Consider the following 26,509-nt stretch of genomic DNA (forward strand, 5'->3'; position numbering starts at 1 on the left):
AGACAGGTCTTCACCATGGCCCCTTCCCTGTCCCGTTCCGGTGCCCCACTCGCGCCCCGGCTCGCCTCGGCCTTCACCGAGGTGCCGGTCGTCGCGTCGGTGATCGGCACCGAGCCGCTGCGGCAGTTCCTGACCGCACCGGCCAAGGTGTGCATCCTCGCGTCGTTCACCGTGGGACAGCTGCCCAAGGTGGTGCCGGCACTGGTCCGGGCGGGGAAGACCGTGTTCGTGAACGTGGACAGCAGCCCCGGTCTCGCTCAGGACCGGGGCGCGCTGGACTACATCAAGAGCCTGGGCACGCACGGCGTGGTCAGCACCCGGCTCTCCCTCATCGAGAAGGGCCGTCCGCTGGGCCTGCTGACGATGATGAAGGTGTTCGTCACCGACCGGTCCAATCTGTCCCGCTCCATGGACGCGATCTCGCGCGGGGCGCCGGACCTGGTCGAGATCATGCCCGCCCCGATCATCGGCCGGATGACCGCGCGGGCACAGCGCGCGATGTCCCCCTCGGTCGCCGCGGGCTTCGTGGAAACCCCCGCGGACGTGGCGCTCGCGCTGGCCCTCGGGTCCGTTGCCGCCGCCACGTCCGACTCCCGCCTCTGGCACCTGCGCCGCGACCAGCTACCGCCAGTTCCGCCCTCCGCGCTGAAGCGGCCTGCCGCCCCCTCCCAGGAGTAAGCCCCCATGTCATACGTCGTCGTCGCCCGCTACCGCACCAAGGAGGGCGAGGAGAACACCGTCCTCCCCCTCCTCGACACGGTGGCCGCCGCGTCCCGCCAGGAGCCGGGCAACCTCGCCTACCGCGTCCACCAGGGCACCGAGGACCCGCGGGCGATCGTGCTGTACGAGGAGTACGTCTCCGAAGCCGCCTTCACCGCGCACTGCGCCACCCCGCACTTCCAGGAGATCGTGCTCGGCAGGGTCGTCCCGCTGCTGGACAGCCGCGACGTGCTGCGCTGCGCCCCGCGTCCGCAGGTGCGGGCATGAAGACCCGTGCGGCGGTGCTGCGCGGCATATCGGCCGCCCGCCCCTACTCCGAGACCCGCCCGGTCGAGGTGGAGGAGCTGGAGCTGGGCGCCCCGCGCGAGGGCGAGGTGCTGGTCCGGATCGCGGCCGCCTCGCTCTGCCACTCGGACCTGTCGGTGGTCAACGGCGACCGGGTCCGCCCGCTGCCGATGGCGCTGGGGCACGAGGCGGTGGGCATCGTGCGGGAGACCGGACCGGGCGTCGCCCGGGTCCGCCCCGGTGACCATGTGGCCCTGGTCTTCGTGCCCAGTTGCGGCTTCTGCGCCGACTGCGCGGCCGGCCGGCCCGCCCTGTGCGCACGGGCCGCCGCGGCGAACGGGTCGGGAGCACTGCTGCACGGCCCGTCCCTGCTGACCGACGCTTCCGGCAACCCGGTCCACCATCAGCTTGGCGTCTCCGCGTTCTCCGAACACGCGGTGCTGGCCCAGGAGTCGGTGGTGCCGATACCGCGGGACATCCCGTTCACGGTGGCGTCGATGTTCGGCTGCGCGGTCCTGACCGGCGCCGGAGCCGTCATCAATACGGCGTCCCTGCGCCCCGGCCAGTCGACGGTGGTCTACGGCCTGGGCGGCGTGGGCCTGGCCGCGGTGCTGGGAGCCCGCGCGGCGGGCGCGTACCCGGTCATCGCGGTCGACCCGGTACCGGAGAAGCGCGAGCTGGCCCTCCAGCTCGGCGCAACCCACACGTACGCCCCCGGCGAAGCCGTCGAGGCGGTTCATGACCTCACTTCCGGTGGTGCCGAGCTGGCGGTCGAGGCAGTGGGCAGCCCGAAAGTGATGGCCGAATGCCTGATGGCCGTGGCCCGGGGCGGCACGGCCGTCTCGGTGGGCCTGCCCGCCCCCGACCGGGTGCTGGAGGTTCCGGCGCTGACGTTCGCGGGCGAGGGCAAGTCCCTGCTGGGCTCGTACATGGGCGACGCGGTACCACGCCGCGACATCCCGAGGTTCCTGGACCTGTGGCGGGCGGGCCGGATGCCGGTGGAGCGGATGCACACCGGCACCCTGCCGCTGACCGGCATCAACACGGCGATGGAGGAGCTGGCCTCGGGCCGGGCGATCCGTCAGGTCATCGACACATCGGGAATGCTGGACGTCTGACCCCACCCGCCACGCCGGCAGAACGCCCGACGGCGCCCCTCCCAGTCGCGGGAGGGGCGCCGTCACCGGTTCGCGGTATGCCGGGGGACGGCGCGAGCCCTGAAGGCTCGTTCCCGATGGCCGTCGGTGGATCGAGGCTCAGGGTGCGCGAGGTGACCTGCGGGTTACATTGAGATCTTGATGCTCCGGCACCAACTCGCCGTCGCACCGCGCATCCAGCCGCGGCCACTGCCGACCGCGGCGAGGGGTGAGGCGGGCCGTTCCGTGAGAAGGGTCAGACGGGAATGCGCTGGAGGTCGTGCGCCACGACGATCTCCCCGTCGAAGGTCCGCGCGGCCTGGGCGGCGTACTCCTCGTCGGAGAGCTGCCACGGGATCAGGTGCCACAGGACGAGGGTGCGCACTCCGGCCTCGGCGGCGACCCGGCCCGCGTCCTCGGCGCTGGTGTGGGCCCGCGCGAAGTGCTGTCGCAGGCGCTCGATCTTGGTGTTGGAGCCTGCCATGAACTCGGCGAGGTGGTCCGGGGAGTACGCCTCGTGGACGAGGACGCCGGCGCCCCGGGAGAGTTCGACCACCTCGTCGCAGCGGGCGGTGTCGCCGGAGACGACCACGGAGCGTCCGTGAGTGTCGACGCGGTAGGAGAACGAGGGCATCGGCGGATGTGTGGCGACGGCGGCGCTGATCCGTACGCCGTCGGCCTCGTGGACGGTGCCGGGCCCGGAGACCTCATGGGGCCGGAAGACACCGGCCAGGGCCGGCCGGCCGAGGCTCTCGCGGTGGCCGATGTCGGGCTCGTTGAGCTCGAGGTACTGCTTGATCATCGACTCCAGCGGGGCGGGCCCGTAGACGTCGACCGGTTCGCACCGGGCCGCGGTCCACGCCAGGTGGACCAGGGCGCCGAGGTCGGCGTTGTGGTCGACGTGGTGGTGGGTGACGAGGACCGACCGCAGATCGGTCAGCTCCAGGCCGGCCGAGACGATCTGCCGTCCCACACCATTGCCGCAGTCGATGACGTGGATGTCGCCGTCGACGACGACCGCGGTGGCCGGGGCAGCCTTGCCGGGATGCGGCTGTGGACCGCCGGCGCTGCCCAGAATGACAAGCTCCATGGTTGTCCCCATCTTCTCTCTCAAGGGCTGTTCCGTCCGCCCGTACCCCGATGGTCGCCCACCGGGGTACGGCGCCTGGCGGCCATCAGACCTTTTGCGGCTGCGGTTTCTGCTCGGCTGCGCTGACGCCCTCGCCGACGTCGTCCCTGGACAGCCCCTTGGTGGCGGCGAGGCTGATCAGGCCGACGACCAGGATGTACAGGGTGATGCTCATCGAGGTACCGGTGGCCTTCATCAGCGAGGCGGCGACGAGCGGGGTGATGCCGCCGCCGAGCAGCGAGCCGATCTGGTAGGCGGCGGAGGAACCGGTGTAGCGGATCTTCAGCGGGAACATGAGGGCCGTCATCACGCCCACCGAGGCGTGGGTCATCGACAGGACCACACCCATCGACATCATGAACACGAAGATCAGCGGCTTGTTCCCGGTGTCCACGACCGGCAGGAACGCCAGCGCCCACGCGACCCGGATGAACCCGCCGATCAGGAACAGCCTGCGCAGTCCCCACCGGTCGCCGAGCCGTCCCCAGAACGGGGCCGAGACGAGCCACATCGCGGCACCGCCGGTCACGCTCAGCAGCAGGAAGACCGCGTCGATGTGCAGGGTCTGCTTGCCGTAGGACAGCACGTAGGTCATGAAGACGTATGCCACACAGGAGTTGCCGACGATGACGAAGCAGGCGCGCAGGACCGAGCGCCAGTGTTCCTGCAGGACTTCGGTGACCGGGAGCTTCTTCTGCTCGGCGGGCGCGGCGGGCTCGGCGAGTTCGCTGTAGGCGCGGCTCTCCTCAATACGCAGCCGCAGGTACATGCCGACAGCGACCAGAAGGAGGCTGAGCAGGAAGGGAATTCGCCAGCCCCAGGAGTTGAAGGCGTCCTCGCCCAGACCGCGGGTGAGCCCCAGCACTGCGAGGTTGGCGGCGATCAGACCTGCGGGCACACCCATCTGCGGGGCCGCACCGTAGAGGCCACGACGGTTCTCCGGTGCGTGCTCGAGGGTCATCACGACCGCTCCGCCCCATTCGCCACCGAGGCCGATGCCCTGGATCACCCGCATCAGCGTGAGCAGGATCGGCGCGGCCACGCCGATGCCGGCGTAGGTGGGTATCAGGCCGATGGCGGCCGTGCACAGACCCATGATCAGCAGAGAGGCGATCAGGGTGTTCTTGCGCCCATAGCGGTCACCGAAGTGGCCCATGACCAGACCGCCGAGCGGCCGGGAGACGAAGCCCGCGGCGAGAGTGCCGAAGGCGGCAATGGAGCCCACGGCCGGGTCCGCGGTCGGGAAGAACTGCTCGTTGAAGATCAGCGCCGCGGCGGTGGCGTAGAGAAAGAAGTCGTACCACTCGATGGTGGATCCGATGAAGGCGGCCCAGGCGACACGCCTCGCCTGTTGGGTACCGGAAGTTCTGCTGTCGGTCGGAGTCATGCGGGCTTCACCTCGGGGGACGGGCACCCGCCCGTGGGGCGGGTGCGGCGAGATGTGGGGGGCTGGCTTACTACGACTCGGACTTATCTGCTGCGATGGCGATCAGACCGTCGAGGCCCTCGTGGGTGGTGGCGGCCATCAGGCGCCGGGCCCGGGCCAGGCCGTCGCCTCGGTCCCGCTCATGCCCGCGTCTCCGTCATGCCGTCGCGGGGCTGCCGATACGGAAGAACTTCAGGGCGTTCTGACCGAGGATCAGGTCACGGTCGGCAGTGGACAGGTCGCTGCCGCGGACGAGGGCGCCGTGCTCCTCCTCGCCGAGGGGGAAGGGGTAGTCGGTGCCGAGCATGACCCGCTCGGGGCTCATCACGTCGACCAGGAGTCTGAAGGCGCCGGGATCGAAGACGGCCGAGTCCAGGTGGAAGCGGTCGAGGTAGGCCGACGGCGGTCTGGGCGAGTCCTTGCGGACGATGTCACGCCGGTGCCAGGCGTTGTCGGCCCGGCCGAGCAGGTACGGGAAGCTGCCGCCGCCGTGGGCGAAGCAGAGCCGGAGGTTCCGCGGCAGTTCCTCGAAGGCGCCGGAGAGGATCAGTCCGAGGATGCTGAGCTGGGTCTCCGCTGCCATGCCCACGAGCCAGGGCAGCATGTACTCCGGCATCCGCTCCGGGGCGAGCATGTCCCAGGGGTGGACGAACACCGCGGCATTCTCGCGGGCGCAGTGCGCGAGGAATTCACGGAGCGCGCCGTCGTCGAGATTCCGGTCGCCGATGTGGTTGCCGATGTGAACGCCCGCGTGACCCTTGGCCATCGCCCGGGTGATCTCCTCGCAGGCCGTCTCGGTGTCCTGCAGCGGCACCTGGCACAGTGGCACGAGCCGGTCGGGGGCGTGGGAACAGAGGCCGAGAATACGGTCGTTGACGAGTTCGCACCATTCGGCGGCCCGGGACACGTCGGCGCTGTAGCCGAACATCAGCGGCGTCGAGGACACCACCTGGATGTCGACGCCCTGGCGGTCCATCTGCCCGATCCGCGTTGCGGCGTCCCACAGCTCGGCGCCGACCGGGCGGTACTCGGTGGTCCCGCTCATCATCATCCCGGCCCCGCCCTCGTCCTCGCGCAGCCAGGGGCCGTTCTCGGCGTCCAGGATGCGGGACTCGGTGCGGGAGATGCGCGGGAAGACGTGCGCGTGGACATCGACGACCGTCACTGGTGCTCCGTTCAGTCTCAATACAAGGCGGGGGGCGGTGGTCACCGCTCTGGGGCGCGCGGCACTGGACGCAGGTGCTCGGGCCATTCCTCGCCGGGGTGCAGGGCCCCGCAGTGCCCGCAGGTACGGAGCTTCTCGTCGCCGTAGAACGCGGCGAACAGCGGCGGCAGGTCGTCGACGATGGAGGTAAGCGCGACCTCGGAGCGGTGTACCAGGTGGTGGCACTCGGTGCAGTACCACTCGGAGCCGTCCAGCGCGCCCTCGGGGCGGGCGTGCTCGACGACGAGGCCGATACTGCCCGGCTCGGGGCGCTGCGGGGAGTGCCGCACGTGTCCGGGGAGCATGAAGACGTCGCCCTCACGGATCTGCACATCGACGGGGGGCTCGCCTTCCTCCTCCATCACCCGCAGCACCATGTTGCCCTTGAGCTGGTAGAAGAACTCCTCGCCCGGGTCGTCGTGGAAGTCGGTGCGCTGGTTGGGACCGCCGACGATGGTGACCATCAGGTCGGCGTCCTCCCAGATCTGGACGTTGCCGACGGGTGGCTTGAGCAGGTCCTGGTGATCGTCGATCCACTGCTGGAAGTTGAACGGCTTGAGGACGTTCTTGGAGACCATGTGTCAGCCTTCCGTGCGGGTGCGGGGCAGGTACGCAACGCAGGAGATCTCGATGAGGAGGTGGGGGTGGGGAAGCTGGTGGACGGCCACGGTGGTGCGGGTGGGGCCGTTCTCGTCGAAGAACTCGGCGTAGACCTCGTTGTAGCCGCCGAAGTCGTTCATATTGACGAGGTACGTGGTCACGTCGACCACGTCGGCGAGGCTCGCGCCGGCGGCTTCGAGGAGATCGCCGATGTTCTCGATGACCGCGCGGGTCTGGGCGGCGATGTCCAGTCGGGCGGTGCCGAGTTCGTCGACCTCGACGCCGACGAAGGTGTTGTCCGGGCGGCGTGAGCTCGTCCCGGAGACATGGACGAAGTCTCCGGCGCGGCGCACATGCGGGAAGCGTCCGCGGGGGCGGGCCTTGCCGGTCACGGTGATGGCGCCGGTGGACGCGGTGTTCTGCTCGCTCATCGGCCCTGCTCCCCCTCGGTGGTGATGTCGACAGATCCCAGTCGCCCCGCGTTCACCCTCACGTGCCGGCCTGCTTCCAAGGGCACGGCGGCGGTGGCGGCTCCGGCGAGCACCACCCAGCCCTTCTCCAGCACGAGGCCGGCGTCCGCGGCGAGCCGGGCGGCAGCGGTGATCGAGCGCAGCGGGTGGCCGAGGATGGCGGCGGAACTGCCGGTCTCGACGGCGCGTCCGTCGACCTCGAGGGTCATGCCGAGATTGGCGAGCCCGGTCACCAGGTCGAAGGAGCGCACATCGCGCCAGGGTCCGACGCCGAAGCCCGAGGAGGAGGAGTTGTCCGCGACGACGTCCGGCAGGGAGAAGCGGAACCCTTCGTAGCGGGAGTCGATGATCTCGTACGCGGGTGCCACGGCCGTCACGGCGGCGGCCGCCTCCTCGCCGGAGATGTCGCCGGTGACCGGCCTGCCGAGCAGAAAGGCGATCTCCGGCTCGACGCGCGGGTGGACGCACCGGTCCAGACCGACGGTGGCACCGTCGGTGAAACGCATGGCGTCGGTGAGCCGACCCCAGATCAGATCGTCCACACCCATCTGGCGCATCTTGGCCTTGCTGGTGAAACCGAGCTTGATGCCGGCCATTCGCTCGCCGCGGGCCAACCGCCGCTCGACCAGGGCCCGCTGCACGGCGTACCCGGCCTCGACATCGAGGTCGGCCGTGTCGGTCAGGCGGGGGACGGCACGCGCCCGCAGGGCCGCGTCGTCAAGAGTGCGCGCCAGGGCGGCCACGTCCGGTGTCACGGCGCTCATCAGCTCTCCTCCCGGGCGAAGGCGGCGCGTACGCTGCCGAGCCCCTCGATGTGGGCTTCCAGAACGTCCCCGGCCGTGACCGGCACCATCGGGCCGAGCGCGCCGGTCAGCACGGTGTCGCCCGCGAGCAGGGGGCGCCCGCGGCGCACCAGGGTGTCAGCGAGCCAGAGGGCGGCGTTCAGGGGGTGTCCGAGGCAGGCCGCCCCGGTGCCGGTGGAGACCTGGTCGCCCCGGCGGTTCATGATCATTCCGGCGGTGCGCAGGTCACCGGCGCGCTCCAGCGGGGTGGGCGTGGCGCCGAGGACGTACCTGCCGCAGGAGGCGTTGTCGGCGACGGCGTCGGCGAGGGTGATGTCCCAGTCGCGGATGCGGCTGCCGACGACCTCGATGGCGGGGACCACGTAGGCGACCGCGCGGAACAGGTCGGCGACGGTGTGCCGCTCGTGCGTGAGGTCGGAGCCGAGGACGAGCGCGATCTCGGCCTCCGCCTTGGGCTGCAGCACCGCGCCGGCCGGGATCTCGGCGCCGTCGGGGACCGCCATGTCGGCGAAGAGCATCCCGAAGTCGGGGCAATCCACGCCAAGTTGGCGTTGTACGGCGGTAGAGGTGAGGCCGATTTTACGTCCCACCAGACGGCCGCCCTCGCCGAGCCGGCGGCGAGTCAGCGTCTCCTGCACCTGATAGGCGGCGTCGACGTCGGCGACGAGGTCGCGTACCGGTTCGACGGGAACGCCGTCGGCATGGGCGCCGGTGAGGCGATCGGCCGCCGCCCGCACCGCGTCGGCCCTCGTGTTCTCGGTGGTCATCAGAGCTTCACACACACATTCACGGGCTCGGAGAAGAAGTCGAGGGAGTGCTCGCCGCCCTCGCGGCCGATGCCGGACGCCTTGACACCGCCGAAGGGAGTCCTGAGGTCACGCAGGTTCCAGCAGTTCACCCAGACGACTCCGGAGTGCAGGCGGGGCGCTACGCGGTGAGCGCGGGAGAGCGAGGTTGTCCACACGGTGGCGGCGAGCCCGTAGGGGCTGTCGTTGGCCAGGCGTACGGCCTCGGCCTCGTCGTCGAAGGGTGCGATGTGGCAGACCGGGCCGAAGATCTCCTCGCGGACCACGCGAGCGTCCTGGCCGAGGCCGGTGAACACGGTGGGCTCCACGAAGAAGCCGCCGTCGCGTTCGTCGCCGAAGGCCGGCACGCCGCCGCCGGCATGGATCCTCGCGCCCTCCTCCTTGGCGAGGCGAAAGTAGCCGAGGACCTTGTCCCGGTGGAGCGCGGAGACCAGCGGGCCCATCTGGGTGTCGTCCTCGTAGGGCAGCCCCAGGCGCAGCTCACGGGTACGCTCGGCGACCGCCTGGACGAAGTCGTCATAGATGCCGCGTTCGACGTAGACCCGCTCCGTACACAGACAGACCTGGCCGGCATTGGTGAAGGAGGAGCGGACCGTCCCTTCGACGGCGGCCTCGAAGTCCGCGTCGGCGAAGACGATACCGGCGTTCTTTCCGCCGAGTTCGAAAGAGACGGGGGCGAGGCGTTCGGCGGTGGCCCGCATGATGGCGGTACCGGTGGCGGACTCACCGGTGAAGGCGACCGCGTCCACGTCGCAGTGGGCGGTCAGGAAGGCGCCCGCGCTGTTCTCGCCGAAGCCGTGGACCAGGTTGAAGGCACCCGCGGGGACGCCGGCCTCATCCATGACCTCGGCCAGCAGGGTGGCGGTGGAGGGGGTGAGCTCGGAGGGCTTGGCGACGACCGCGTTGCCCGCCGCGAGCGCGGGGGCGACCTTCCAGGTCAGCAGCAGCAGCGGAAGATTCCACGGCGAGACCACGGCGACCACGCCGAGGGGGCGGCGCACCGTGTAGTTCAGGGCGCCCGCGCCGTCCGGGGTCGGCGTGGCGAACGACTGCTCGGCGCGGCCCCAAGCCAGGTCGGCGTAGGCGCGGAAGTTGGCGATGCCGCGAGGGATGTCGACGCTGCGGGCGAGTGAGGCGGGCTTGCCGGTGTCGGCGACCTCGGCGGCGACGAACTCCTCGAAACGGGCCTCCATGCCGTCGGCGATACGACGCAGCACGGCGCACCGCTCCTCGGCCGTGGTGTCGCCCCACGGGCCGGCGAGAGCCTCACGTGCCGCGCGGACAGCGCGGTCGACCGTAAGGGAATCGGCCTCCGGGACGGAGCCGATCACTGTTCCGTCGGCCGGTGACACGAGCGGGAAGCGGGCTCCCGAGTCGTCGAACCGTCCGCCGACATAGTGCGCGGGCCCCTGCCCCTGCCGGGGTGCGGGCTGTACGTCGTTCATGTGCCGATGACCTCCAAGCGTTCGCCGTCGGCTGCGCCTTCCGGTGAACAGAGCATTGCGGGAACGCGGCATGCCTGGATAATGCCTATTCGGTTCGGAGATATGTCCGACCGACATAGCTGCTGGTGACGAGGGCGAGGAAGACACATATGCAGCCCGACGACCTGCTCAAGGGGAGGCTGAAGCTGCGCCACCTCGTCATGCTCACCGCGATCGACGACCAGGGCAGCCTGATGCGCGCCGCGGAGCAGCTGCACGTGACGCAGCCTGTGCTCACCCGCGGCCTGCGCGAGCTGGAGTCGCTGCTGGGGGTGGAGCTCTTCGAACGGGGCCCGCGCGGCATGACGCCGACACCGCACGGACGCGCCTTCCTCGACCACGCCCGGACCGTGGTCGCCGAGCTGCGCCAAGCCGGGCGGCACATGACCGAACTGTCCGCCGGTACGGCGGGCACGGTGACCATCGGCACACACCTGGCCGGGACCAACGTGCTGCTTCCCCGGGCCATCGCCGCGCTCAAGGCGGAGCGTCCCCGCCTGACGGTGGTCGTGCGGGAGGCCACGCCCGACCTGCTGACCCAGGACCTGCTGGCCGGGCGGCTGGACTTCACCCTGGGCAGGCTGGTGCCGACGGAGGAGTCCCGGCTGCGGCAGCACACGCTCTACCAGGAACCGATCCGGCTGGTCACCGGCGTCGGCCACCCGGTGCTGTCCCGCGGCGCACCGGCTCTGGAGGACCTGCTGGACTACCCATGGGTGGTGCCGGTGACACAGACGGCGTTGCGTCACGAACTGGAGGACGCCTTGTGGCGGCGAGGGCTGTCGCTGCCCGAGAACAGGGTGGAGTGCACGTCGATCCTGACCCTGCGCACCTTGCTGCGGGAGACCCACATGGTGGCGGCGCTGCCACAGCTCGTCGCACAGCAGGACGACCAGCTGGCGCTCCTGCCCACCGCGCTGGAGATGGTCGGCCAGACGGTCGGGGTGACCGTACCCGTCGGCCGAGTCCCGACGTCGACCGCCCAGTTCGCCCTGCGCCACCTGCGGACGGCTGCGGCCCGGATCCGGGAGTCGCTGGACACAGCGGTGTGAGCGAGAGCGTGCGCCTGACGTCGTACGGCCGCCGGCGCGACCCGCGCCGGCGCTCACCTGCGGAGTGGGGCCCAGGTGTCAACGGACGAACGCGGTGAGCGGAATGCGTTGATCCCGCCGCGGCCGCGAGCCATCGCAGGGCAGCGGGCAACCCGAATCGCCCCCCGACCGGTTCCTTGAGTACCACTCACCGTTTTCGGGGCGGTTGACCGTCGCCCCCGCCCGACAACGTGTCCGGGGACCGGCCCCGCGCGCCGCCACCGGCGGTGCGGGCCCTTCGGCGCGATCGGGTTCGTGGCAGCGCGTTCTTCACGTGCCCGAGGAACGAGCGACGACGGTCCACCGGCGACGGTGGCGAATGAGGCTCCGTTTGTGCAGGTCAGTGCCTGTAGCTCGTGGGACGAGCAGGCGTGGCCAGCCCTCTGGAGCTGATGAGTCCCAGTCGGCTACTGGACTGACCGCCCCTTGCTCCGCATAGCGGCGCGGACACGTTCTTCGGCCAGGCCGCGGCCCGCGATGTGCGGGGTGGCCGCGCGGCGACGGGCTTCTTCGAGGACGGTGACGGCATTGGCGCGCAGCCGCTGGGAGATCGTTTCGAAGATGGTGGATGTGTCGGGGCGGAATCCGGAGTACCGCGCGTCCATGGCGTACGCGGCAGCGACGACTCCGCCGGCATTGGCGATGAAGTCGGGCAGGACGGTTATCCCGCGTCCGGCGAGGACGGCCTGGGCCTGCTCGGAGGTGGGCAGGTTGGCGCCCTCCACGACGAGCTTGGCCTTGATCTGGTGCGCGACAGTCTCGTCGATGACGTCCTGCAGGGCGGCCGGTACCAGAATGTCGCACTCGACGGTGAGTTCCTGGCCGGGCTGGATGACGGAGCCCTGGGAGTGGCGGGTGACAAAGTCGTCGCCGTGCTCGTCCCGGGCGGCCTGTAGTGCGTTCACGTCAAGGCCGGCGGGATCGTGGAGAGCTCCCCGGGCGGTTGACACGGCGACGACAGTGGCGCCGAGTTCGGCGAACCGTACGGCGGCGGCACGACCGACGGCGCCGAACCCCTGGATCGCCACGCGAGAGCCGGTCAGCGGCCGTCGGAGGTGCTGAGCTGCGGCATCCGCGGCTTCGGCGACGCCGTATCCGGTGACTCCGAGCCTGTCATAGGCGACTCCCCCGAGGTGGTCCGGCGTACCCACGGCCGCGCCGCGATCGCCGAGTTCGTCCTGGATGATGGCGGCGTCGTCCTCGGTCAGGCCCATGTCGAGGCCCATGACGTACTCGCGGGGCACCTCGTTGGACAGGGCACGGGCGAAGGCGCGGAGGATCGCTTCCTTGTCCGGGGAGTCGGGGTCCGCGACGATGCCGGCCTTGGCACCTCCGTAGAACAGGTCGACACCGGCCCACTTCCAGGTCATGACGCGGGCCAGGCGGGCGATTTCCCCGACGGTGACATACGGGCTCATGCGCATGCCCCCCTTGCCGACACCACGGGCGGTGTTGTCAATGACGAGCACACCCTTCATTTTGGTGCGCTGGTGGGAGACGACGACGATCTTCTCGGGGCCCCAGTCGTCGACGAGGGAGAGTGCGTCAGTCACGGTGTGAGTCCTTGTCTGGTGGCGAAGACGGTGGTGAACCGGCTATGGGGAGAAGAGTCGGTGGGGCAGCGGATCAGGACTGCGGAGGCAGGGCACGGGCGATGAGCTCGGCGAGGTGGGTGCCGCTGCGGTCGGTCTGTTGGGTGATCTGGGTGCGGCAGCTGAAGCCGTCGGCCAGGACCACGGTGTCCATGGCCGCCGCGCGCACCGCGGGCAGCAGCACCTGCTCTCCGGCGGCCACGGACACGTCGTAGTGGCCGCGTTCGAAGCCGAAGTTTCCCGCCAGGCCGCAACAGCCGGAGTTCAGCGCGCTGTTGTCGACGCCCATGGCTTCCAGTAGCGCGCTGTCGGCGCTGAAGCCGCCGGTGGCGTGCTGGTGGCAGTGGGTCTGGCTGATCGAGCGGGCGTCCACCTGCGGAGGCCGCCAGTCTGGTGTGCGGTGGAGGAGTTCGGCGAGAGTGACGGTGGACCGGGCGAGCGCCTGTGCGTCGGTGTCGCCGTTCAGGAGTTCGGGCAGGTCGGTCTTCAATGCCGCGGTACAGCTGGGCTCCAGGCCCACGACCGGCACTCCGGCGCGGGTGGCCGGGGCGAGCGCGGCGACGGTGCGCCCGGCGATGCGGCGGGCGATGCGCAGCTGTCCGGTGGTGATCCAGGTGAGTCCGCAGCACTGGATGCCGTCCGGGACCTGGACCCGGTATCCGGCGTGCTCGAGAACGGCCACGCCCGCCTTGAGGACGTCGGGCGTGAAGTGGTTGTTGAACGAGTCGACCCACAGCATGACCGGGCCCCGGTGTCCGTCGGCCTCCGCGGTGCGCGCGCGGAACCAGGTGAGGAAGGTGCGGTCGGCGAATCGGGGGACCTCGCACTCTGCGGCGATGCCACCCCATCGCTTGATCGCGGGCGCCAGGCGGGACGCTGTGACCGCGTTGACCAGGCGCGGAACACGGGCGGCGAGTCGGGACCACAGCGGCAGCCAGCCCATGCTGTAGTGCGAGGCCGGCCGCAACCGCCCCTGGTAGTGATGGTGCAGGAACTCGGACTTGTACGTGGCCATGTCGACGCCGACCGGACAGTCGGTGCTGCAGCCCCTGCACGACAGGCACAGGTCGAGCGCGTCGCGTACCTCGGTGGACCGCCATCCGTCGGTGATGACCTCGCCCTGGGTCATTTCGTACAGCAGGCGGGCGCGACCCCGGGTGGAGTCCTTCTCGTCCCGAGTGACGCGGTAGCTGGGGCACATGACGTCACCGCGAGGGGTGGTCGTACGGCACTTGCCGACGCCGACACAGCGGCGGGTGGCCTTGGCGAAGTCGCCGTCGTCGGCAGGGAACGGGAAGACCGTGGTCAGAGGGAGGGGGGTGCGTGTCGGGCTGACCCGCAGGTTGCCATCGATCGGCAGTGGATCGACGATCATCCCGGGGTTCAGTCCGTTGTCGGGGTCCCAGACACCCTTGAACTGCTCGAACAGGGAGATGACCGCCGGGCCGTACATCAGCGGCAGCAGCTCGGAGCGCGCCTGGCCGTCACCGTGTTCTCCCGAAAGGGAGCCGCCGTGTGCGGCCGCGAGTTCGGCCGCTTCGGTGACGAAGGCACGGAAGACGGCGGTGCCGTGGTCGGTGGTGAAGTCGAAGTCGATGCGCACGTGCAGGCAGCCCTCGCCGAAGTGCCCGTAGACGGCGCCGTGTAGCTGGTGACGGGCGAGCAGGCCGTTGAACTGCCGCAGGTAGGAGCCGAGTTGGGCGGGCGGAACGGCCGCGTCCTCCCAGCCGGGCCATGCCTCGGACCCGTCGGGCAGACGGGTGGCCAGCCCCGCTCCGTCTTCCCGGATGCGCCAGAGCTGCCGGGCCCGTACGGCATCGGTGACGATCTCGTGTCCGGTGAACCCCTCGGTCCGGGCGGCCGCAGCGGTGAGTTCTTCGGCCAGTGCGGGGAGTTCGTCCTCCTGCCCGCCGAGTTCCGCGAACAGCCACGCCCGCGTACGGGGCAGGGAGTCGATCGCCTTACGGGCCTCGGCCCCGGTGACGATGTCGGTCAGGTTCCGGTCGAGCCCTTCCAGCGCGAGCAGTTGGTGCTCGCGGAGGGCGGGGACGGCGTCGGCAGCGGCGCAGGCGTCGCGGTAGCCGAGCACGACCAGGGCCCGGGCCGGCGGAGGGGTCACGAGGCGGACGGTGGCGGACAGGACGACGGCGAGGGTGCCTTCGCTGCCGACCAGCGCCCGGGCGAGGTTGAAGCGCCGCTCCGGCAGCAGATGTTCGAGCGCGTAACCCGAGACCTGTCGGGGGAACTGCCCCAACTGGGTACGCAGGCTTGCCAGGTTGTGCTCGGCCAGCCGGTGCAGGGCCGCGATGAGTTCGCCGCGGTCGTCGCCGGCGGCGACGGCTTCGTCGATCTCCGCCCGGGTCATCTCACCGACGCGCAGCACGGTGCCGCGGTAGGTGGCCACTTCGAGTTCCAGTACGTTCTCCGCGGTGCGTCCCCAGGCGACGGAGTGCGAGCCGCACGCGTTGTTGCCGATCATGCCGCCGAGGGTGCAGCGGCTGTGGGTGGAGGGGTCCGCTCCGAAGAGCAGTCCGTGTTCGCCGGCCGCCCGTTGCAGGTCGTCCAGGACGATGCCGGGCTGCGCCGTCGCCGTACGCGCGAGGGGATCCAGCGTGAGAAGGCGGTTGAAGTAGCGGGAGAAGTCCAGGACCACACCGGAGCCGACCGCCTGGCCCGAGGTGCTGGTGCCGGCGCCGCGTGAAGTGATCGGCACGCCCAGGCGGCGGCACACGGCGAGGGTGTTGAGCACGTGCCGTCGTTCGCGAGGGAAAACCACGGCGAGCGGAATCCGGCGGTAGTTGGAGGCATCGGCCGAGTACTGAGCCCGATGTCCGGCACCACCGCGCACCTCACCGCAGTCACCCAGCGCAAGCGCCTCGGTCACCGCCGCCGCGTCGAGACGTTCCGCATCCTGCGCTGTCACCGTCACCGCGGTCGCTCCTTCCGGCTCACCGGCCTGTTCGGCCTCGTGCCCACCACTCTCGGCACCCACCGGCCTGCCCACAAGGCCCAGCAGCGCGAAAGAAATGCCCCTCCAGGGCAAGTCATGCTTATGCTGAGGCGTCCGCCGTCCCCGAGCCCGCCAGGAGGAACCCGTTGCTCAAGCCACAGCACCTGCTCACATTGCGAGCCGTCGTACGCACCGGCTCGTTCGTCCTCGCGGCCCGTGATCTCGGCTACACCGCCTCCGCGATCTCGCAGCAGATCGCGGGCCTGGAGAAGGACACGGGGCTTGTCCTCTTCGAACGGGAGGCTCATGGCATCCGGGCGACCGGAGCCGCCCACAGGCTGGTCGACCTCAGCGTTCCCGTGCTGGCCGCCATGGACGACCTCGGCCACCAGGTACACGAGCTCGCCACCGGCGCCACCGGACGGCTGAGGCTGGGCAGCTTTCCCACCGCCGGCGTCCGGCTCGTGCCTGCCGCGCTGTCGGCGCTGACCGCCACCCACCCACGAGCGCAGATCCAACTGGAGGAGGGCGAGCCGGAGGAGCTCGTCGCCGCGCTGAACGACGGCGATCTGGACGTGGCCCTGGTGTACGAGTACGGGCTCAGCCCCCGGCAGTGGCCGGACAGCCTGGTCGTCCGCCCTCTCGTGCGCGAGGACCTCGTCCTGCTCAGGGCACACGGCAGTGACCTGAGTACGCACCTGGCCGGGCTGTCCGGAGCGCGCTGGATCACCAGCCGGGAAGGCACGGCCGGTGCGCTCTCCCTCACCCGGCTGTGCGCGGCTGCCGACTTCGAGCCCGCGGTGGCCTTTCGCAGCAACAACTACGACGTCGTACGGGAATTGGTGTCCACCGGTCTCGGGGTGGCGGTCGTGCCAGGGCTCGGCCACTCGCCCAGCGAGGCGGTGGAGGCGACACGGCTGGCCGAGCACGCGGCCTTCCGCCGTGTGATGGCCCTGCATCGCCGCGGGAGCAGCAACCCGTTGCTCGGCACCATGATCGGTTCTCTGCGCGGCGCGGTACCGGCCGAAGAGACGTTCGTGCACCCGGCGCGGAACGCACAGCCGGAATAGTCCGAGACCGGCCTTGGCCCGGAGCGGGGTTCTTCACCAGGCTCTCGGGCTACCGCACGGTCTCCCTGCCGACGTGCGGCTCGGCGTCCTCGGCATCGGTCAGGTCGTCCAAGGCATCGAGGTCCACCGACCCTCCGGGCATCACCCGACGGGTGCGCCGATAGCCATAGGCGGCGTAGATGACAAGCCCGATCGCCAGCCACACACCCAGCCTCGCCCAGGTCTCCCAGAGCAGATACGACATCAGCCAGCCGGAGAAGGCGATGCCCAGGACCGGCACCACCGGCATGCCGGGGCATCGGAAGCCACGCTTGAGGTGCGGCTTCTTGTATCGCAGGATCAGCACGGCCACAGAGACCACCATGAACGCCAGCAGAACACCGATATTGGTCAGTTCAGCCACGGCGTTGACGGGCAGCACACCCGCGAGCAGGGCCGAGACGACACCGATGACCCAAGTGGCACGGTGCGGCACCTTGCGCTTGGGGTGGATGGCGCCGAACCAGGCCGGCATCAGCCCGTCCCGGCTGAGCGCGTACCACAGGCGCGCGGCGCCCATCATGAAGGAGAACGTCACGGTCACGATGCCGATGACCGCTCCGACCGCGATGACGTTGGCCAGTCCGTTCAGCCCCACACTCGCGAAGGCGCTGGAGATTCCGCTGCTCGGGTCGAGCTCGGTGTAGTGCTGCATACCGGTGAGCACGATGCACGTCAGCACGTACAGGGCCATGGAGATGGCGAGCGAGATCATCATCGCCTTGGGCACCTTGTTGCGGGCCTCCACGGATTCCTCGGCGGCGGTACTGAGCGCGTCATAGCCGAAGACGGCGAAGAAGACGGTGGCGGCGCCGGCGAAGGCACCACCGAATCCGAAGGGCGCGAACGGCGTGAGGTTGTCGGTGCTGACCTTGGTGAAGCCGACCACGATCACCAGGAGCACGATCGCGATCTTGACGATCGTCAGTACCGTGTCGACGCGGGCGGAGGTGCGGGTGCCGCGGGTCAGCAGCCAGGCGACGGCGAGACAGATGGCCACGGCCAGCAGGTCGATCTTGTGGCCGGTGCCGGTGCCCGGAGCCCCCAATGCCCAGGTCGGTAGCTGGATTCCGACGGCGTCCAGAAGGAAACCCAGGTATCCGGACATGCCGATCGCGACCACCGCGACGATGGCGGTGTACTCGAGCAGCAGGTCCCATCCCACGATCCAGCCCACGATCTCCCCGAGGACCGCGGCGCAGTACGTATAGGAGGAGCCCGCCTTCGGCACCATGCCGGCGAACTCCGCGTAGGCGAAGGCCGCGCACAGCGAGGCGGCTCCGGCGACCAGGAACGAGATCAGTACGGCGGGCCCGGCGGTGCCCCTGGCGACGGCCGCCGCCAGGCTGAAGATACCGGCGCCGATGATCGCTCCGACACCGATCATGGTCAACTGCGTCAGGCCGAGGGTACGCACCATGCGTTCACCCGCGGGCTGTTCGGAGGGGAGGGTGCGTCGGAAGATCCCCTGAGGCCCGCTGCCCAGCAGTGTGGACAGCCCGGGTCCGGGGGTGTGGTCGGTGGACATCGATCGCTCCATGGGAGGCCGGCAGCGGCACGACGGGCCGCAGACGTGGCGGGGGTCACCACTGGCCTGACACCATCACGCAGGACGTGCCGAGCCGGAAGACTCGGCAGCGCGACAGCTTCCTCCCCTCAGGCCAAGGTTGTCTGGCCCTTCCCACAGGGTGCTTCCCCCGCGGCCCGTGCTTTCGGCCCGGCCCTTCGGCCCGCCGAGGTGCGCAGGACATCGACCAGGGCGGCCACCGTCGGCCGGTGTTCCGCAAAGGAGCGGAACACCACCACGATGTGCCGCTCCATCGTCTCGCGCAGATCGAGAACATCCAGGCGGGACGGGCGCAGCCGGAGCATCAGATCCGTCACCACGCTGACCCCGACACCGGCCTCGACCAGGGCGAGGGTGGCGGCGGTGTCCGTCACCTCGTGCAGCACCTGCGGTTCGAACCCGGCGCGGCGACAGGCGGTGAGCACGGCCCGGCCGTAGTAGCTGCCGACCGACGGCAGGATCCATCCCCGTTCCGTGGTGTCCGCGAGGGAGACTCGCCGCCGCCCCGGCATGGATCCCTCGGGAACCGCGAGGGAGAACCGCTCCCGGGACAACTCCCGTACCCGGAGGGACGGTTCGCGCGGGATGGGCACGTCCGGGTAGTCGAGACCCAAGGCCAGATCCACCGTTCCGCCGACCACCGCGTCGTACACCTCGTCCACGTCCATGTCCCGGCTGCGCACGGTGATGCCCGGGTGCGTCTCGCGAATCCGCCGCAGGGCCGGTGGCAGGATCTCGGCGGCCGCGGTGGCGAAGAGGCCGACCCGCAATGTCCCGGAGATCTCGTTGCGGGTGCGCTCCAGCGCTTCGACGGCCTCGGCTTCCGTGGTGAGGATGCGTTCGGCGTGGAGGGCCAGCGTGGCCCCCGCATCGGTGAGTTCCACCCGGCGTCCCGCTCGCCTCAGCAGTTGCATGCCGGTGGCCTTCTCCAACGCGGAGATCTGCTGCGAGACGCCGCCGGGGGTGTACCCCAGGGTCTCCGCGACCGCGGTGATGGTGCCGCGCCGGGTCAGTTCCACCAGGGCACGGAGCTGCGCGCTCGTCCAGTCCATATAGGAATTCTAAACACCGAGAAGCATTAACTGTTGATGGACGTCAATGGTCGGGCTCCTGCACGATGTCACCCAGACAGCGATCGGCCTCGCCAGTACTGACATCCGCTCCGCCCCCGAAACGGACCCTCCGCGTCCGGCGGGGCGGCCTCCGGAAGGGAGCGGTCCATGCCGTCCTCCGCTTTTCGTACCGTTCCACCCACCGCCGACACCGTGATCATCGGTGGCGGTGTCATGGGTACGAGCATCGCGTTCCACCTCGCCGAGGCAGGAGCGAAGAACATCGTCGTCATCGAGCGCGGCGAGCTCGCCGGCGGCAGCTCGGGCAAGCCCATCGGTGGCGTGCGGGCCCACTTCTCGGACCCGCTCAACATCGAACTGGGCAACCGCAGTCTGCGCGCCTATCAGGAGTTCCCCTGCCGGCCCGGCACCGACATCAGGCTCGACCCCGTCGGCTATCTCTTCCTGCTCACCACGGAGCAGCAGGCGAGCGACTTCGAGACCAGCGTCGGCATCCAGAACAGTCTTCAGGTGCCGAGCCGCATGATCAGCCCCGACGAGGCCAAGCGCCTGTGCCCCTACGTCAGCACCGACGGTCTCGTTGCCGCCGTGCACTCCCCCACCGACGGCCATGCCCGCCCCGGACTGGTCGTCCAGGGATACGCCCGGGCCGCCGCGCGGGCGGGCGTCACCCTCGCCACCGGGACCGCCGTCACCGGCGTTGACACCGCCGGGAACCGCGTAACAGGCGTACACACCAGCCACGGACCTATCGCGTGCGGCACCGTCATCTGTGCCGCCGGCGCCTGGTCCGCGCAGATCGGCGACATGGTCGGCGTCGACCTCCCCGTCGTGCCCGTGCGGCGGCAGCTCGCGTTCACGGCACCGTTGACGCCGCGGGCACCGCGTATTCCGTTCACCATCGACTTCTCCTCGACCGCCTACTTCCACAACAGCGACGACGGACTGCTGTTCGGGCTTGCCGATCCGGACCAGGAGGCCGGCTTCGACACCACGTGGACCCCGGGATGGCTGGAGCTGTTCCGCGCCGCCGCCCGCGACCGCGCCCCCGCGCTGGCCGACATGAAGACCGTCGGCGGCTGGGCCGGCCTGTACGAGAACACGCCCGACCACAACGCCCTCATCGGGCGCTCCGGCGAACTCTCCAACTTCCTTTACGCCACCGGTTTTTCCGGCCACGGATTCCTCCAGGCGCCCGCGGTCGGCGAAGTCGTACGTGACCTCTGCCTGGAACGCGAGACGTTCACCGACATCACGCCGCTCAGCGCCGACCGCTTCCGGCAGGGCGCCGAAATCCGCCCCGAGGCCCACATCGTGTGAATCCGTCGCGTCAGCCGACCCGGTCGAGCCAATCGAACCCGTCGAGCCAGTCGAAAGGCCAAGCCATGTCAACGATCAGTCAGTGGCAGCTACGGGCCGCGTTCGCGGCCCGGCTGTCGCGGATGTACGGGCAGGAGGTTCCCGCCTACACCACGCTCGTGGACGTCTCGCGCGAGGTGAACGAGGACGTCCTGCGTGAGCGGGGATCCGACGCCGAACGCCTGGGCTCCATCAGCCGGGTGACCGCCGAGCGGCACGGAGCGATCCGCGTCGGCACCCCGCAGGAACTGGGCCAGGTCGCCCGAGTCTTCGCCGCCCTGGGTATGCGTCCGGTCGGCTTTTACGACCTTCGGGAGGCCGCCGCCAGCGCCGTCCCCGTCGTCTCCACGGCGTTCCGGCCGGTCGACGGCGAGGAGCTGGCCCGCAATCCCTTCCGGGTGTTCACCTCCCTGCTCACCCCGGCCGACCCCCGCTTCTTCGGCGCCGACCTGCGCGCCCGCCTGGAGACCTTCCTGGCCGGCCGCGAGCTGTTCCCCCCGGAGCTGCTGACGCTGGCCGACCGGGCGGAGAAGGAGAGGGAGCTGCCCGAGGCCGACGCCGAGCGCTTCCTCCAACTCGCCGTGGGGGCTTTCGAGTTGTCGACCGAACCGGTCGACAGGGCGTGGTACGAGACCCTGGAGAAGGTCTCCGCCGTCGCCGCGGACATCGGCGGCGTACGCAGCACGCACATCAACCACCTCACGCCGCGCGTCCTGGACATCGACGAGTTGTACCGCCGTATGACGAACCGCGGCATCGAGATGATCGACACCATCCAGGGGCCGCCCGCCTGGAAGGGCCCCGACGTGCTGCTGCGGCAGACCTCCTTCCGAGCACTGGCCGAGCCACGCACCATGCGCGCCCCGGACGGCAGCATCGTCAGCGGGGCCCTGCGGGTCCGCTTCGGTGAGGTCGAGGCCCGCGGCATCGCCCTCACCCGCGAGGGCCGCACCCTCTACGACGACCTGGTGAGCCGCGCCGACGAACAGGCGTCCCGGCATCCCGCCGAGGCCCGGGGCGACATCGCGCGCGCCATCTGGGAGCAGCACCTGCCCGGCACCGAAGAAGACCTCGCCGCCCAAGGGCTGGCGTACTTCACCTACCGGCTCGCCGACGACCGGCCCCGCGACGGCAGCAGGCCGCCCACCACCGTGGGCGAACTGGTACAGCAGGGCTGGGTGCGCACGGAACCCATCGTCTACGAGGACTTCCTGCCCCGCTCCGCAGCCGGCATCTTCCAGTCCAACCTCAGCGGCAAGGGCACCCGCGACAACGACCAGGAAGGCGTCGCCTACGACGCCGCCTGGCTGTCCGGCGCCGTCGGACGCGACGTGCTGGACCCCTTCGCCCTCTACGCACGGCAACAGACCGATTCCCTCGCCCATGTCGCCCGCGAACTCGACCTCACCACCCTCACTCCGGCCCCCTCACCCCGGTAAGGACCACCATGACCAGCATCGCCCTGCCCACCACCGACGACCTGCGCGTCCGCGCCCGCACGGCCCTGCGGCACATCGGAGTCGCCGCCCCGAGGGCGACGACTTCCAGGCCCGCACCCCCATCACCGGCGAGGACATCTTCGGCCTGACGGCCGCCACCGACGCCGACACCGAAGAGGCGATCGCGGCCACCCGTAACGCCTTCCTGACCTGGCGCACCACGCCTGCCCCGCGCCGTGGTGAACTCGTCCGCCGGCTCGGCGAGTTGCTGCGCGAGCACAAGAGCGACCTGGCCGACCTCGTCACTATCGAAGCCGGCAAGATCCGCTCCGAGGCACTCGGCGAGATCCAGGAAATGATCGACATCTGCGACTTCGCCGTCGGTCTCTCCCGCCAGCTCTACGGGCGGACGATCGCCTCCGAACGCCCCGGCCACCGCCTCGCCGAGACCTGGCACCCGCTCGGCGTGGTGGGCGTCATCTCCGCCTTCAACTTCCCCGCCGCCGTGTGGTCATGGAACACCGCCGTCGCCCTCGTCTGCGGCGACACCGTGATCTGGAAGCCCTCGGAACTCACTCCGCTGATCTCTCTGGCCTGCGACCACCTGCTCGCCCGGGCCGCGGACGAGGTCGGCGCGCCCCGCGACGTACACCGCCTCCTGCTCGGTGACCGTGCCGTCGGCGAAAAGCTCGTCGACGACTCCCGCATCGCGCTCGTCAGCGCCACCGGCTCGACCCGCATGGGCCGCGAGGTCGGCCCGCGCGTCGCCGCCCGCTTCGGCCGCAGCCTGCTCGAACTCGGCGGCAACAACGCCGCGATCGTCGCTCCCTCCGCCGACCTGGACCTCGCCATCCAGGGCATCGTCTTCGCCGCGGCCGGCACCGCCGGGCAACGCTGCACCACCCTGCGCCGCCTCATCGTCCACCGCGACATCGCCGACACCCTGCTCGAGCGACTGACCGCCGCCTACCGCAAGCTCCCCATCGGCAACCCGTTCGACGACACGACACTGGTCGGCCCGCTCATCTCCGCCAAGGCCCTCGACGCCATGCAGGACGCCCTCACCCGGATCCAGGCACAGGGCGGCAACATCCTGGTCGGCGGCAATCCGCGCCCGGCCGAGGCCGCGCCCGCGGCCGCCTACACCGAGCCGGTCCTCGTCCGCGTCGGCGAACAGACCGACGTCGTACGGGAGGAGACCTTCGCCCCCATCCTGTACGTCCTCACCTACGACACCCTCGACGAAGCCATCGCCCTGCACAACGACGTCCCCCAGGGCCTGTCCTCCAGCATCTTCACCCGCGACCAGCAGGAAGCCGAGGTCTTCCTGTCCGCCGCCGGCTCCGACTGCGGAATCGCCAACGTCAACATCGGTACCTCCGGCGCCGAGATCGGCGGTGCCTTCGGCGGCGAGAAGGACACCGGCGGCGGCCGCGAGTCTGGCTCCGACGCCTGGAAGTCCTACATGCGCTCGGCCACCAACACCATCAACTACTCCAGCGAACTCGCCCTCGCCCAAGGCGTCAGCTTCCTCTGATCAGGGCCATTGATCAGGCCCGCACAGAAGCTGAGGGCTCTCCTCGGGGTGGGATGCCGGGTTCGGCTCCCACCCCGAGGTCGGTGAGGCACCCCTCGTTCAACGCGGGCGTACCGCTTGACGGTGTTCAGGGCGACATCGAAGCGCGGGCGCATTCAGGCAGGCCGTCGATCCGCTCGCCGGTCTCGGCGTCGATGATCACGGTACGGGGTGCGCCTGATCCTGCGGCACGCCGAGGGCATCGACGTGGTCGCCGAAGCCGCCGACGGACACGCGGCGGTCGAGGAGGCCGCCGCGCACCACCCGGATGTGGCGCTGGTGGACATCCGGAATGCCGGTGTGCGACGGGCTGGCCGCGATCGCGCCGCTGCTCGCCCGACGGGCCGCCGCCCTCGGCCCCCTGCGAGCCGTCACCGACGCCTAGTACGCGTCATGCCAGTCATGGACATTCGCCGCGGTCTCCCAACTGCCGCCGGAGTCGACGACCTACCCTGAGCGTGCCGATACACCATCCGCCAAGCACACGTGCGTGCTTGGTGAACCGGCCCAGGCACGGCAGCGCAACAGATCGTGGTGGCGCGCGCCTGCGATCCGCGCCGGACCGCCGGCGGCCGTTCCCGGTTCGTTCGCCTCTTCAGACTTCTTCTCGCCTCGATTACCGTGCGCGCTCACAGCTTCAGTCCGCACACGCGCGATGTCCTGCCGCGCCAAGGAGCCAACCGCTTCAACGTCTCGACCGGAGGAGATCGGAGTGACCGCGTACAGATCCGGCCGCACACTGAATGCCACCTTGTTCACAACGGTGATCGCCCTGGCCCTGCCCATGTTCTCCGTGCCCCCGAGCGCTTCCGCCGCGAACGCGCTCAGCATGCGCGGCGCCGACGTTTCGACCGCGCAGCGGGCTCTTGAACTGGGCGCCAGGTACTACGACACGAACGGCAACGCCAAGGACCCGCTCGACATCCTCAAGGGTGCCGGTGTGAACTACGTCCGCCTGCGGGTCTGGAACAACCCCGCCAGTGGCTACAACAACAAGGCCAAGGTGCTGGCGTACGCGAAGACGGTCAAGGCCAAGGGCCTCAAACTGCTCATCGACTTCCACTACTCGGACACCTGGGCCGACCCGGGCAAGCAGTACAAGCCGGCGGCCTGGACCGGCCACGGCATCGGCCAGTTGCAGACCGACGTCTACAACTACACGTACGACGTCTGCAACAGCCTCAAGTCCCAGGGCACCACCCCGGACAGTGTGCAGATCGGCAACGAGATCAACGTCGGCATGCTGTGGGACGACGGCAAGGTGATCAATAACGACTTCACCAACCTCAGCACGCTGCTCAAGGCGGGCTACAACGCGACCAAGGCGTGCGACAGCGCCACCAAGGTCATCATTCACACGGCGAACGCGGACAGCGACGCGCACGCGCGCTGGTTCTACGACGGGATCAAGGCCAAAGGTGTCAACTGGGACATCACTGGGCTGTCCTACTACTGCATGTGGCATGGCTCGTTGTCCACCATGTACAACGTGGTCGCCGACATGAAGTCCCGGTACGGCAAGGATGTGATCCTCGCCGAGACGGCGTACCCCTTCACCGCGGCGAACGCGGACGGCACCGGCAACTCGGTCACCTCCGGGTGCTCGGGCTACCCGCTCACCTGGGCGGGCCAGGCCGCCAACTTCACCGATGTGCAGAACACCGCCCGCAATGCCGGCGCGATCGGAGTCTTCTACTGGGAACCGACCTGGTACGCGGTCCCCGGCAACGGCTGGGACCCGGCCGACATCAACAACAGCGGAGACGGCTGGGACAACATGGCCCTCTTCGACTGGACGGGCCAGGTGAACCCGAACGTCAGCTGGAGCCCGTAGCCGAGGCGAGGAGCCCTGTACTCCGCGCGGATGCCGGGGCACCCTTTAGCCGAACAGCACGACGAGGATGGTTGCCACGCCGTTGTTGACCGCGTGGACGATGACACCTGGCCACACCGACTTGGTGCGCACCAGCAGAATGCCGTTGATCGCGCCGACGACGAGCGCCGGAATCAGGGCCAGGTTGATGCCGTGGGCCAAGGCGAAGACGACGGTGCTGCCGATGACACTCACCCATGGGCCGTACCTGGTGAGCGCGGTGGAGATCACGCCTCGGAACGCGAACTCTTCGCCGATGGGGGTGAGGACGGCGATGAACAGCAGTTGCAGAGTCAGGGCGAGTGGACCGGCGTTGGCCGCGTCGTGGTAGTCGCCTTGCGGATCGCCGTCCGTGCTTCCGGCGATCGCCACGAAGACGGCGGCGACTACACGGGTCAGGACGAACGCGAGCAGTCCGAAGCCGAGTGAGAAGAAGACCCAGCGAGTCGTGATGGCGCGGACATTGAACGCGGACCAAGGGCGGACACGGATGGCGAAAGCGGCGAAGAAGGCCAACAGGCCCATTATCCCGGAGAGCGCTGCGAGAGACAGCCCGCTCGCGACCGACTCGTCGTCGGTGAGCGCACTGACGATCGGCGGGCCGATGAGGTAGCTCAGGATGTAGGCGACGGCGGCGGCGAGTATCTCGGGCCACCCGGGTCGCTGCCTTTCCGCACCGATCACATCTGTCGGAGTGGCTTGGGGAATCATGGAAATTCCTCTCATGCGGGTCGGATATTCCGACGGGTTGTTTGTCTTGGTGTGGTTCGCGTATGTGGTGGTTCGGGCCGCGCCACTAGCGGCACACCGTACCGCA

General features: G+C 69.8%; 21 protein-coding genes and 2 pseudogenes. 10 read left to right on the plus strand and 13 right to left on the minus strand.

Annotated elements, in window-relative coordinates:
• Positions 1-15: 15 nt before the first annotated feature.
• Genes CGL27_RS08550 through CGL27_RS08560 form a run of 3 tightly spaced genes read left to right on the plus strand, consistent with a single transcriptional unit; the run spans position 16 to position 2,123 of the window.
• Positions 16-678, plus strand: coding sequence for a glycerol-3-phosphate responsive antiterminator (locus tag CGL27_RS08550; RefSeq protein ID WP_119985712.1), 663 nt, complete (start codon positions 16-18; stop codon positions 676-678).
• A gap of 6 nt (positions 679-684) precedes the next feature.
• Positions 685-987 (plus strand): putative quinol monooxygenase, encoded by a 303-nt coding sequence (locus CGL27_RS08555; protein WP_078644953.1) that lies wholly within the window; start codon positions 685-687, stop codon positions 985-987.
• Positions 984-2,123: a zinc-binding dehydrogenase gene (locus CGL27_RS08560; protein ID WP_119985713.1), complete on the plus strand. Its 1,140-nt coding sequence runs from the start codon at positions 984-986 to the stop codon at positions 2,121-2,123. The genes CGL27_RS08555 and CGL27_RS08560 overlap by 4 nt, the downstream gene beginning before the upstream one ends.
• 274 nt (positions 2,124-2,397) lie before the next feature.
• Here the strand turns inward: CGL27_RS08560 and CGL27_RS08565 are convergent, their stop codons facing one another.
• From CGL27_RS08565 to CGL27_RS08600, 8 genes are all read right to left on the minus strand, one after another.
• A complete protein-coding gene (locus tag CGL27_RS08565; protein ID WP_162952913.1) occupies positions 2,398-3,231 on the minus strand; it encodes an MBL fold metallo-hydrolase in 834 nt (277 codons plus the stop codon).
• 85 nt (positions 3,232-3,316) lie between these two features.
• On the minus strand, positions 3,317-4,657 hold the full coding sequence (locus CGL27_RS08570; RefSeq protein WP_119985717.1) for an MFS transporter: 1,341 nt from the start codon (positions 4,655-4,657) through the stop codon (positions 3,317-3,319).
• 196 nt (positions 4,658-4,853) lie between these two features.
• Positions 4,854-5,861: an amidohydrolase family protein gene (locus CGL27_RS08575; RefSeq protein WP_119985719.1), complete on the minus strand. Its 1,008-nt coding sequence runs from the start codon at positions 5,859-5,861 to the stop codon at positions 4,854-4,856.
• A 41-nt stretch (positions 5,862-5,902) separates the two neighbouring features.
• A complete protein-coding gene (locus tag CGL27_RS08580; RefSeq protein ID WP_119985721.1) occupies positions 5,903-6,478 on the minus strand; it encodes a 3-hydroxyanthranilate 3,4-dioxygenase in 576 nt (191 codons plus the stop codon).
• Between the two features lie 3 nt (positions 6,479-6,481).
• Complete coding sequence (locus tag CGL27_RS08585) at positions 6,482-6,931, minus strand: RidA family protein (protein ID WP_119985723.1); 450 nt, start codon at positions 6,929-6,931, stop codon at positions 6,482-6,484.
• Positions 6,928-7,734, minus strand: coding sequence for a fumarylacetoacetate hydrolase family protein (locus tag CGL27_RS08590; protein WP_119985725.1), 807 nt, complete (start codon positions 7,732-7,734; stop codon positions 6,928-6,930). The genes CGL27_RS08585 and CGL27_RS08590 overlap by 4 nt, the downstream gene beginning before the upstream one ends.
• Complete coding sequence (locus CGL27_RS08595; RefSeq protein ID WP_119985727.1) at positions 7,734-8,540, minus strand: fumarylacetoacetate hydrolase family protein; 807 nt, start codon at positions 8,538-8,540, stop codon at positions 7,734-7,736. Before CGL27_RS08595 ends, CGL27_RS08590 begins: the two co-directional genes overlap by 1 nt.
• Positions 8,540-10,024 (minus strand): 2-hydroxymuconic semialdehyde dehydrogenase, encoded by a 1,485-nt coding sequence (locus tag CGL27_RS08600; protein WP_078644941.1) that lies wholly within the window; start codon positions 10,022-10,024, stop codon positions 8,540-8,542. Before CGL27_RS08600 ends, CGL27_RS08595 begins: the two co-directional genes overlap by 1 nt.
• A gap of 149 nt (positions 10,025-10,173) precedes the next feature.
• Between CGL27_RS08600 and CGL27_RS08605 the strand changes: the two genes are divergently transcribed.
• Positions 10,174-11,115, plus strand: coding sequence for a LysR substrate-binding domain-containing protein (locus CGL27_RS08605; protein WP_119985728.1), 942 nt, complete (start codon positions 10,174-10,176; stop codon positions 11,113-11,115).
• A gap of 446 nt (positions 11,116-11,561) precedes the next feature.
• On the opposite strand, the gene CGL27_RS08610 is transcribed toward CGL27_RS08605, so the two are convergent.
• Together CGL27_RS08610 and CGL27_RS08615 are read right to left on the minus strand one after the other, a co-directional pair.
• On the minus strand, positions 11,562-12,707 hold the full coding sequence (locus CGL27_RS08610) for a Glu/Leu/Phe/Val dehydrogenase dimerization domain-containing protein (RefSeq protein WP_119985730.1): 1,146 nt from the start codon (positions 12,705-12,707) through the stop codon (positions 11,562-11,564).
• A 73-nt stretch (positions 12,708-12,780) separates the two neighbouring features.
• Positions 12,781-15,675 carry an FAD-binding oxidoreductase gene (locus tag CGL27_RS08615; protein WP_119985732.1) on the minus strand — a complete coding sequence of 965 codons (2,895 nt, stop codon included), beginning with the start codon at positions 15,673-15,675 and terminating at the stop codon, positions 12,781-12,783.
• 167 nt (positions 15,676-15,842) lie between these two features.
• Here CGL27_RS08615 and CGL27_RS08620 point away from each other — a divergent pair, with 167 nt between their 5' ends.
• Positions 15,843-16,766 carry a LysR family transcriptional regulator gene (locus CGL27_RS08620; RefSeq protein ID WP_119985734.1) on the plus strand — a complete coding sequence of 308 codons (924 nt, stop codon included), beginning with the start codon at positions 15,843-15,845 and terminating at the stop codon, positions 16,764-16,766.
• A 49-nt stretch (positions 16,767-16,815) separates the two neighbouring features.
• Here the strand turns inward: CGL27_RS08620 and CGL27_RS08625 are convergent, their stop codons facing one another.
• Positions 16,816-18,225 (minus strand): amino acid permease, encoded by a 1,410-nt coding sequence (locus CGL27_RS08625; protein WP_205587906.1) that lies wholly within the window; start codon positions 18,223-18,225, stop codon positions 16,816-16,818.
• Between the two features lie 236 nt (positions 18,226-18,461).
• Complete coding sequence (locus tag CGL27_RS08630) at positions 18,462-19,424, minus strand: LysR family transcriptional regulator (RefSeq protein ID WP_078644934.1); 963 nt, start codon at positions 19,422-19,424, stop codon at positions 18,462-18,464.
• Positions 19,425-19,592: 168 nt separating this feature from the next.
• Here CGL27_RS08630 and CGL27_RS08635 point away from each other — a divergent pair, with 168 nt between their 5' ends.
• The 5 genes and pseudogenes from CGL27_RS08635 (at position 19,593) to CGL27_RS08655 (ending at position 25,653) form a co-directional block, all read left to right on the plus strand.
• On the plus strand, positions 19,593-20,765 hold the full coding sequence (locus CGL27_RS08635) for an FAD-binding oxidoreductase (protein ID WP_078644932.1): 1,173 nt from the start codon (positions 19,593-19,595) through the stop codon (positions 20,763-20,765).
• 65 nt (positions 20,766-20,830) lie between these two features.
• Complete coding sequence (locus tag CGL27_RS08640) at positions 20,831-22,243, plus strand: VOC family protein (RefSeq protein WP_119985738.1); 1,413 nt, start codon at positions 20,831-20,833, stop codon at positions 22,241-22,243.
• Between the two features lie 8 nt (positions 22,244-22,251).
• Positions 22,252-23,780, plus strand: a pseudogene (locus tag CGL27_RS08645) (aldehyde dehydrogenase family protein).
• A gap of 210 nt (positions 23,781-23,990) precedes the next feature.
• A pseudogene (locus CGL27_RS51640) lies at positions 23,991-24,153 on the plus strand (response regulator); the annotation flags it as partial.
• 378 nt (positions 24,154-24,531) lie between these two features.
• The gene (locus CGL27_RS08655; RefSeq protein ID WP_240450401.1) at positions 24,532-25,653 is read left to right on the plus strand and encodes a glycosyl hydrolase 53 family protein; all 1,122 of its coding nucleotides are present in this window, start codon (positions 24,532-24,534) and stop codon (positions 25,651-25,653) included.
• 45 nt (positions 25,654-25,698) lie between these two features.
• On the opposite strand, the gene CGL27_RS08660 is transcribed toward CGL27_RS08655, so the two are convergent.
• Complete coding sequence (locus tag CGL27_RS08660) at positions 25,699-26,403, minus strand: type II CAAX endopeptidase family protein (RefSeq protein ID WP_162952914.1); 705 nt, start codon at positions 26,401-26,403, stop codon at positions 25,699-25,701.
• Positions 26,404-26,509: the final 106 nt, after the last annotated feature.

This window comes from Streptomyces sp. 11-1-2, from assembly GCF_003595545.1.
Classification (GTDB): domain Bacteria; phylum Actinomycetota; class Actinomycetes; order Streptomycetales; family Streptomycetaceae; genus Streptomyces; species Streptomyces hygroscopicus_B.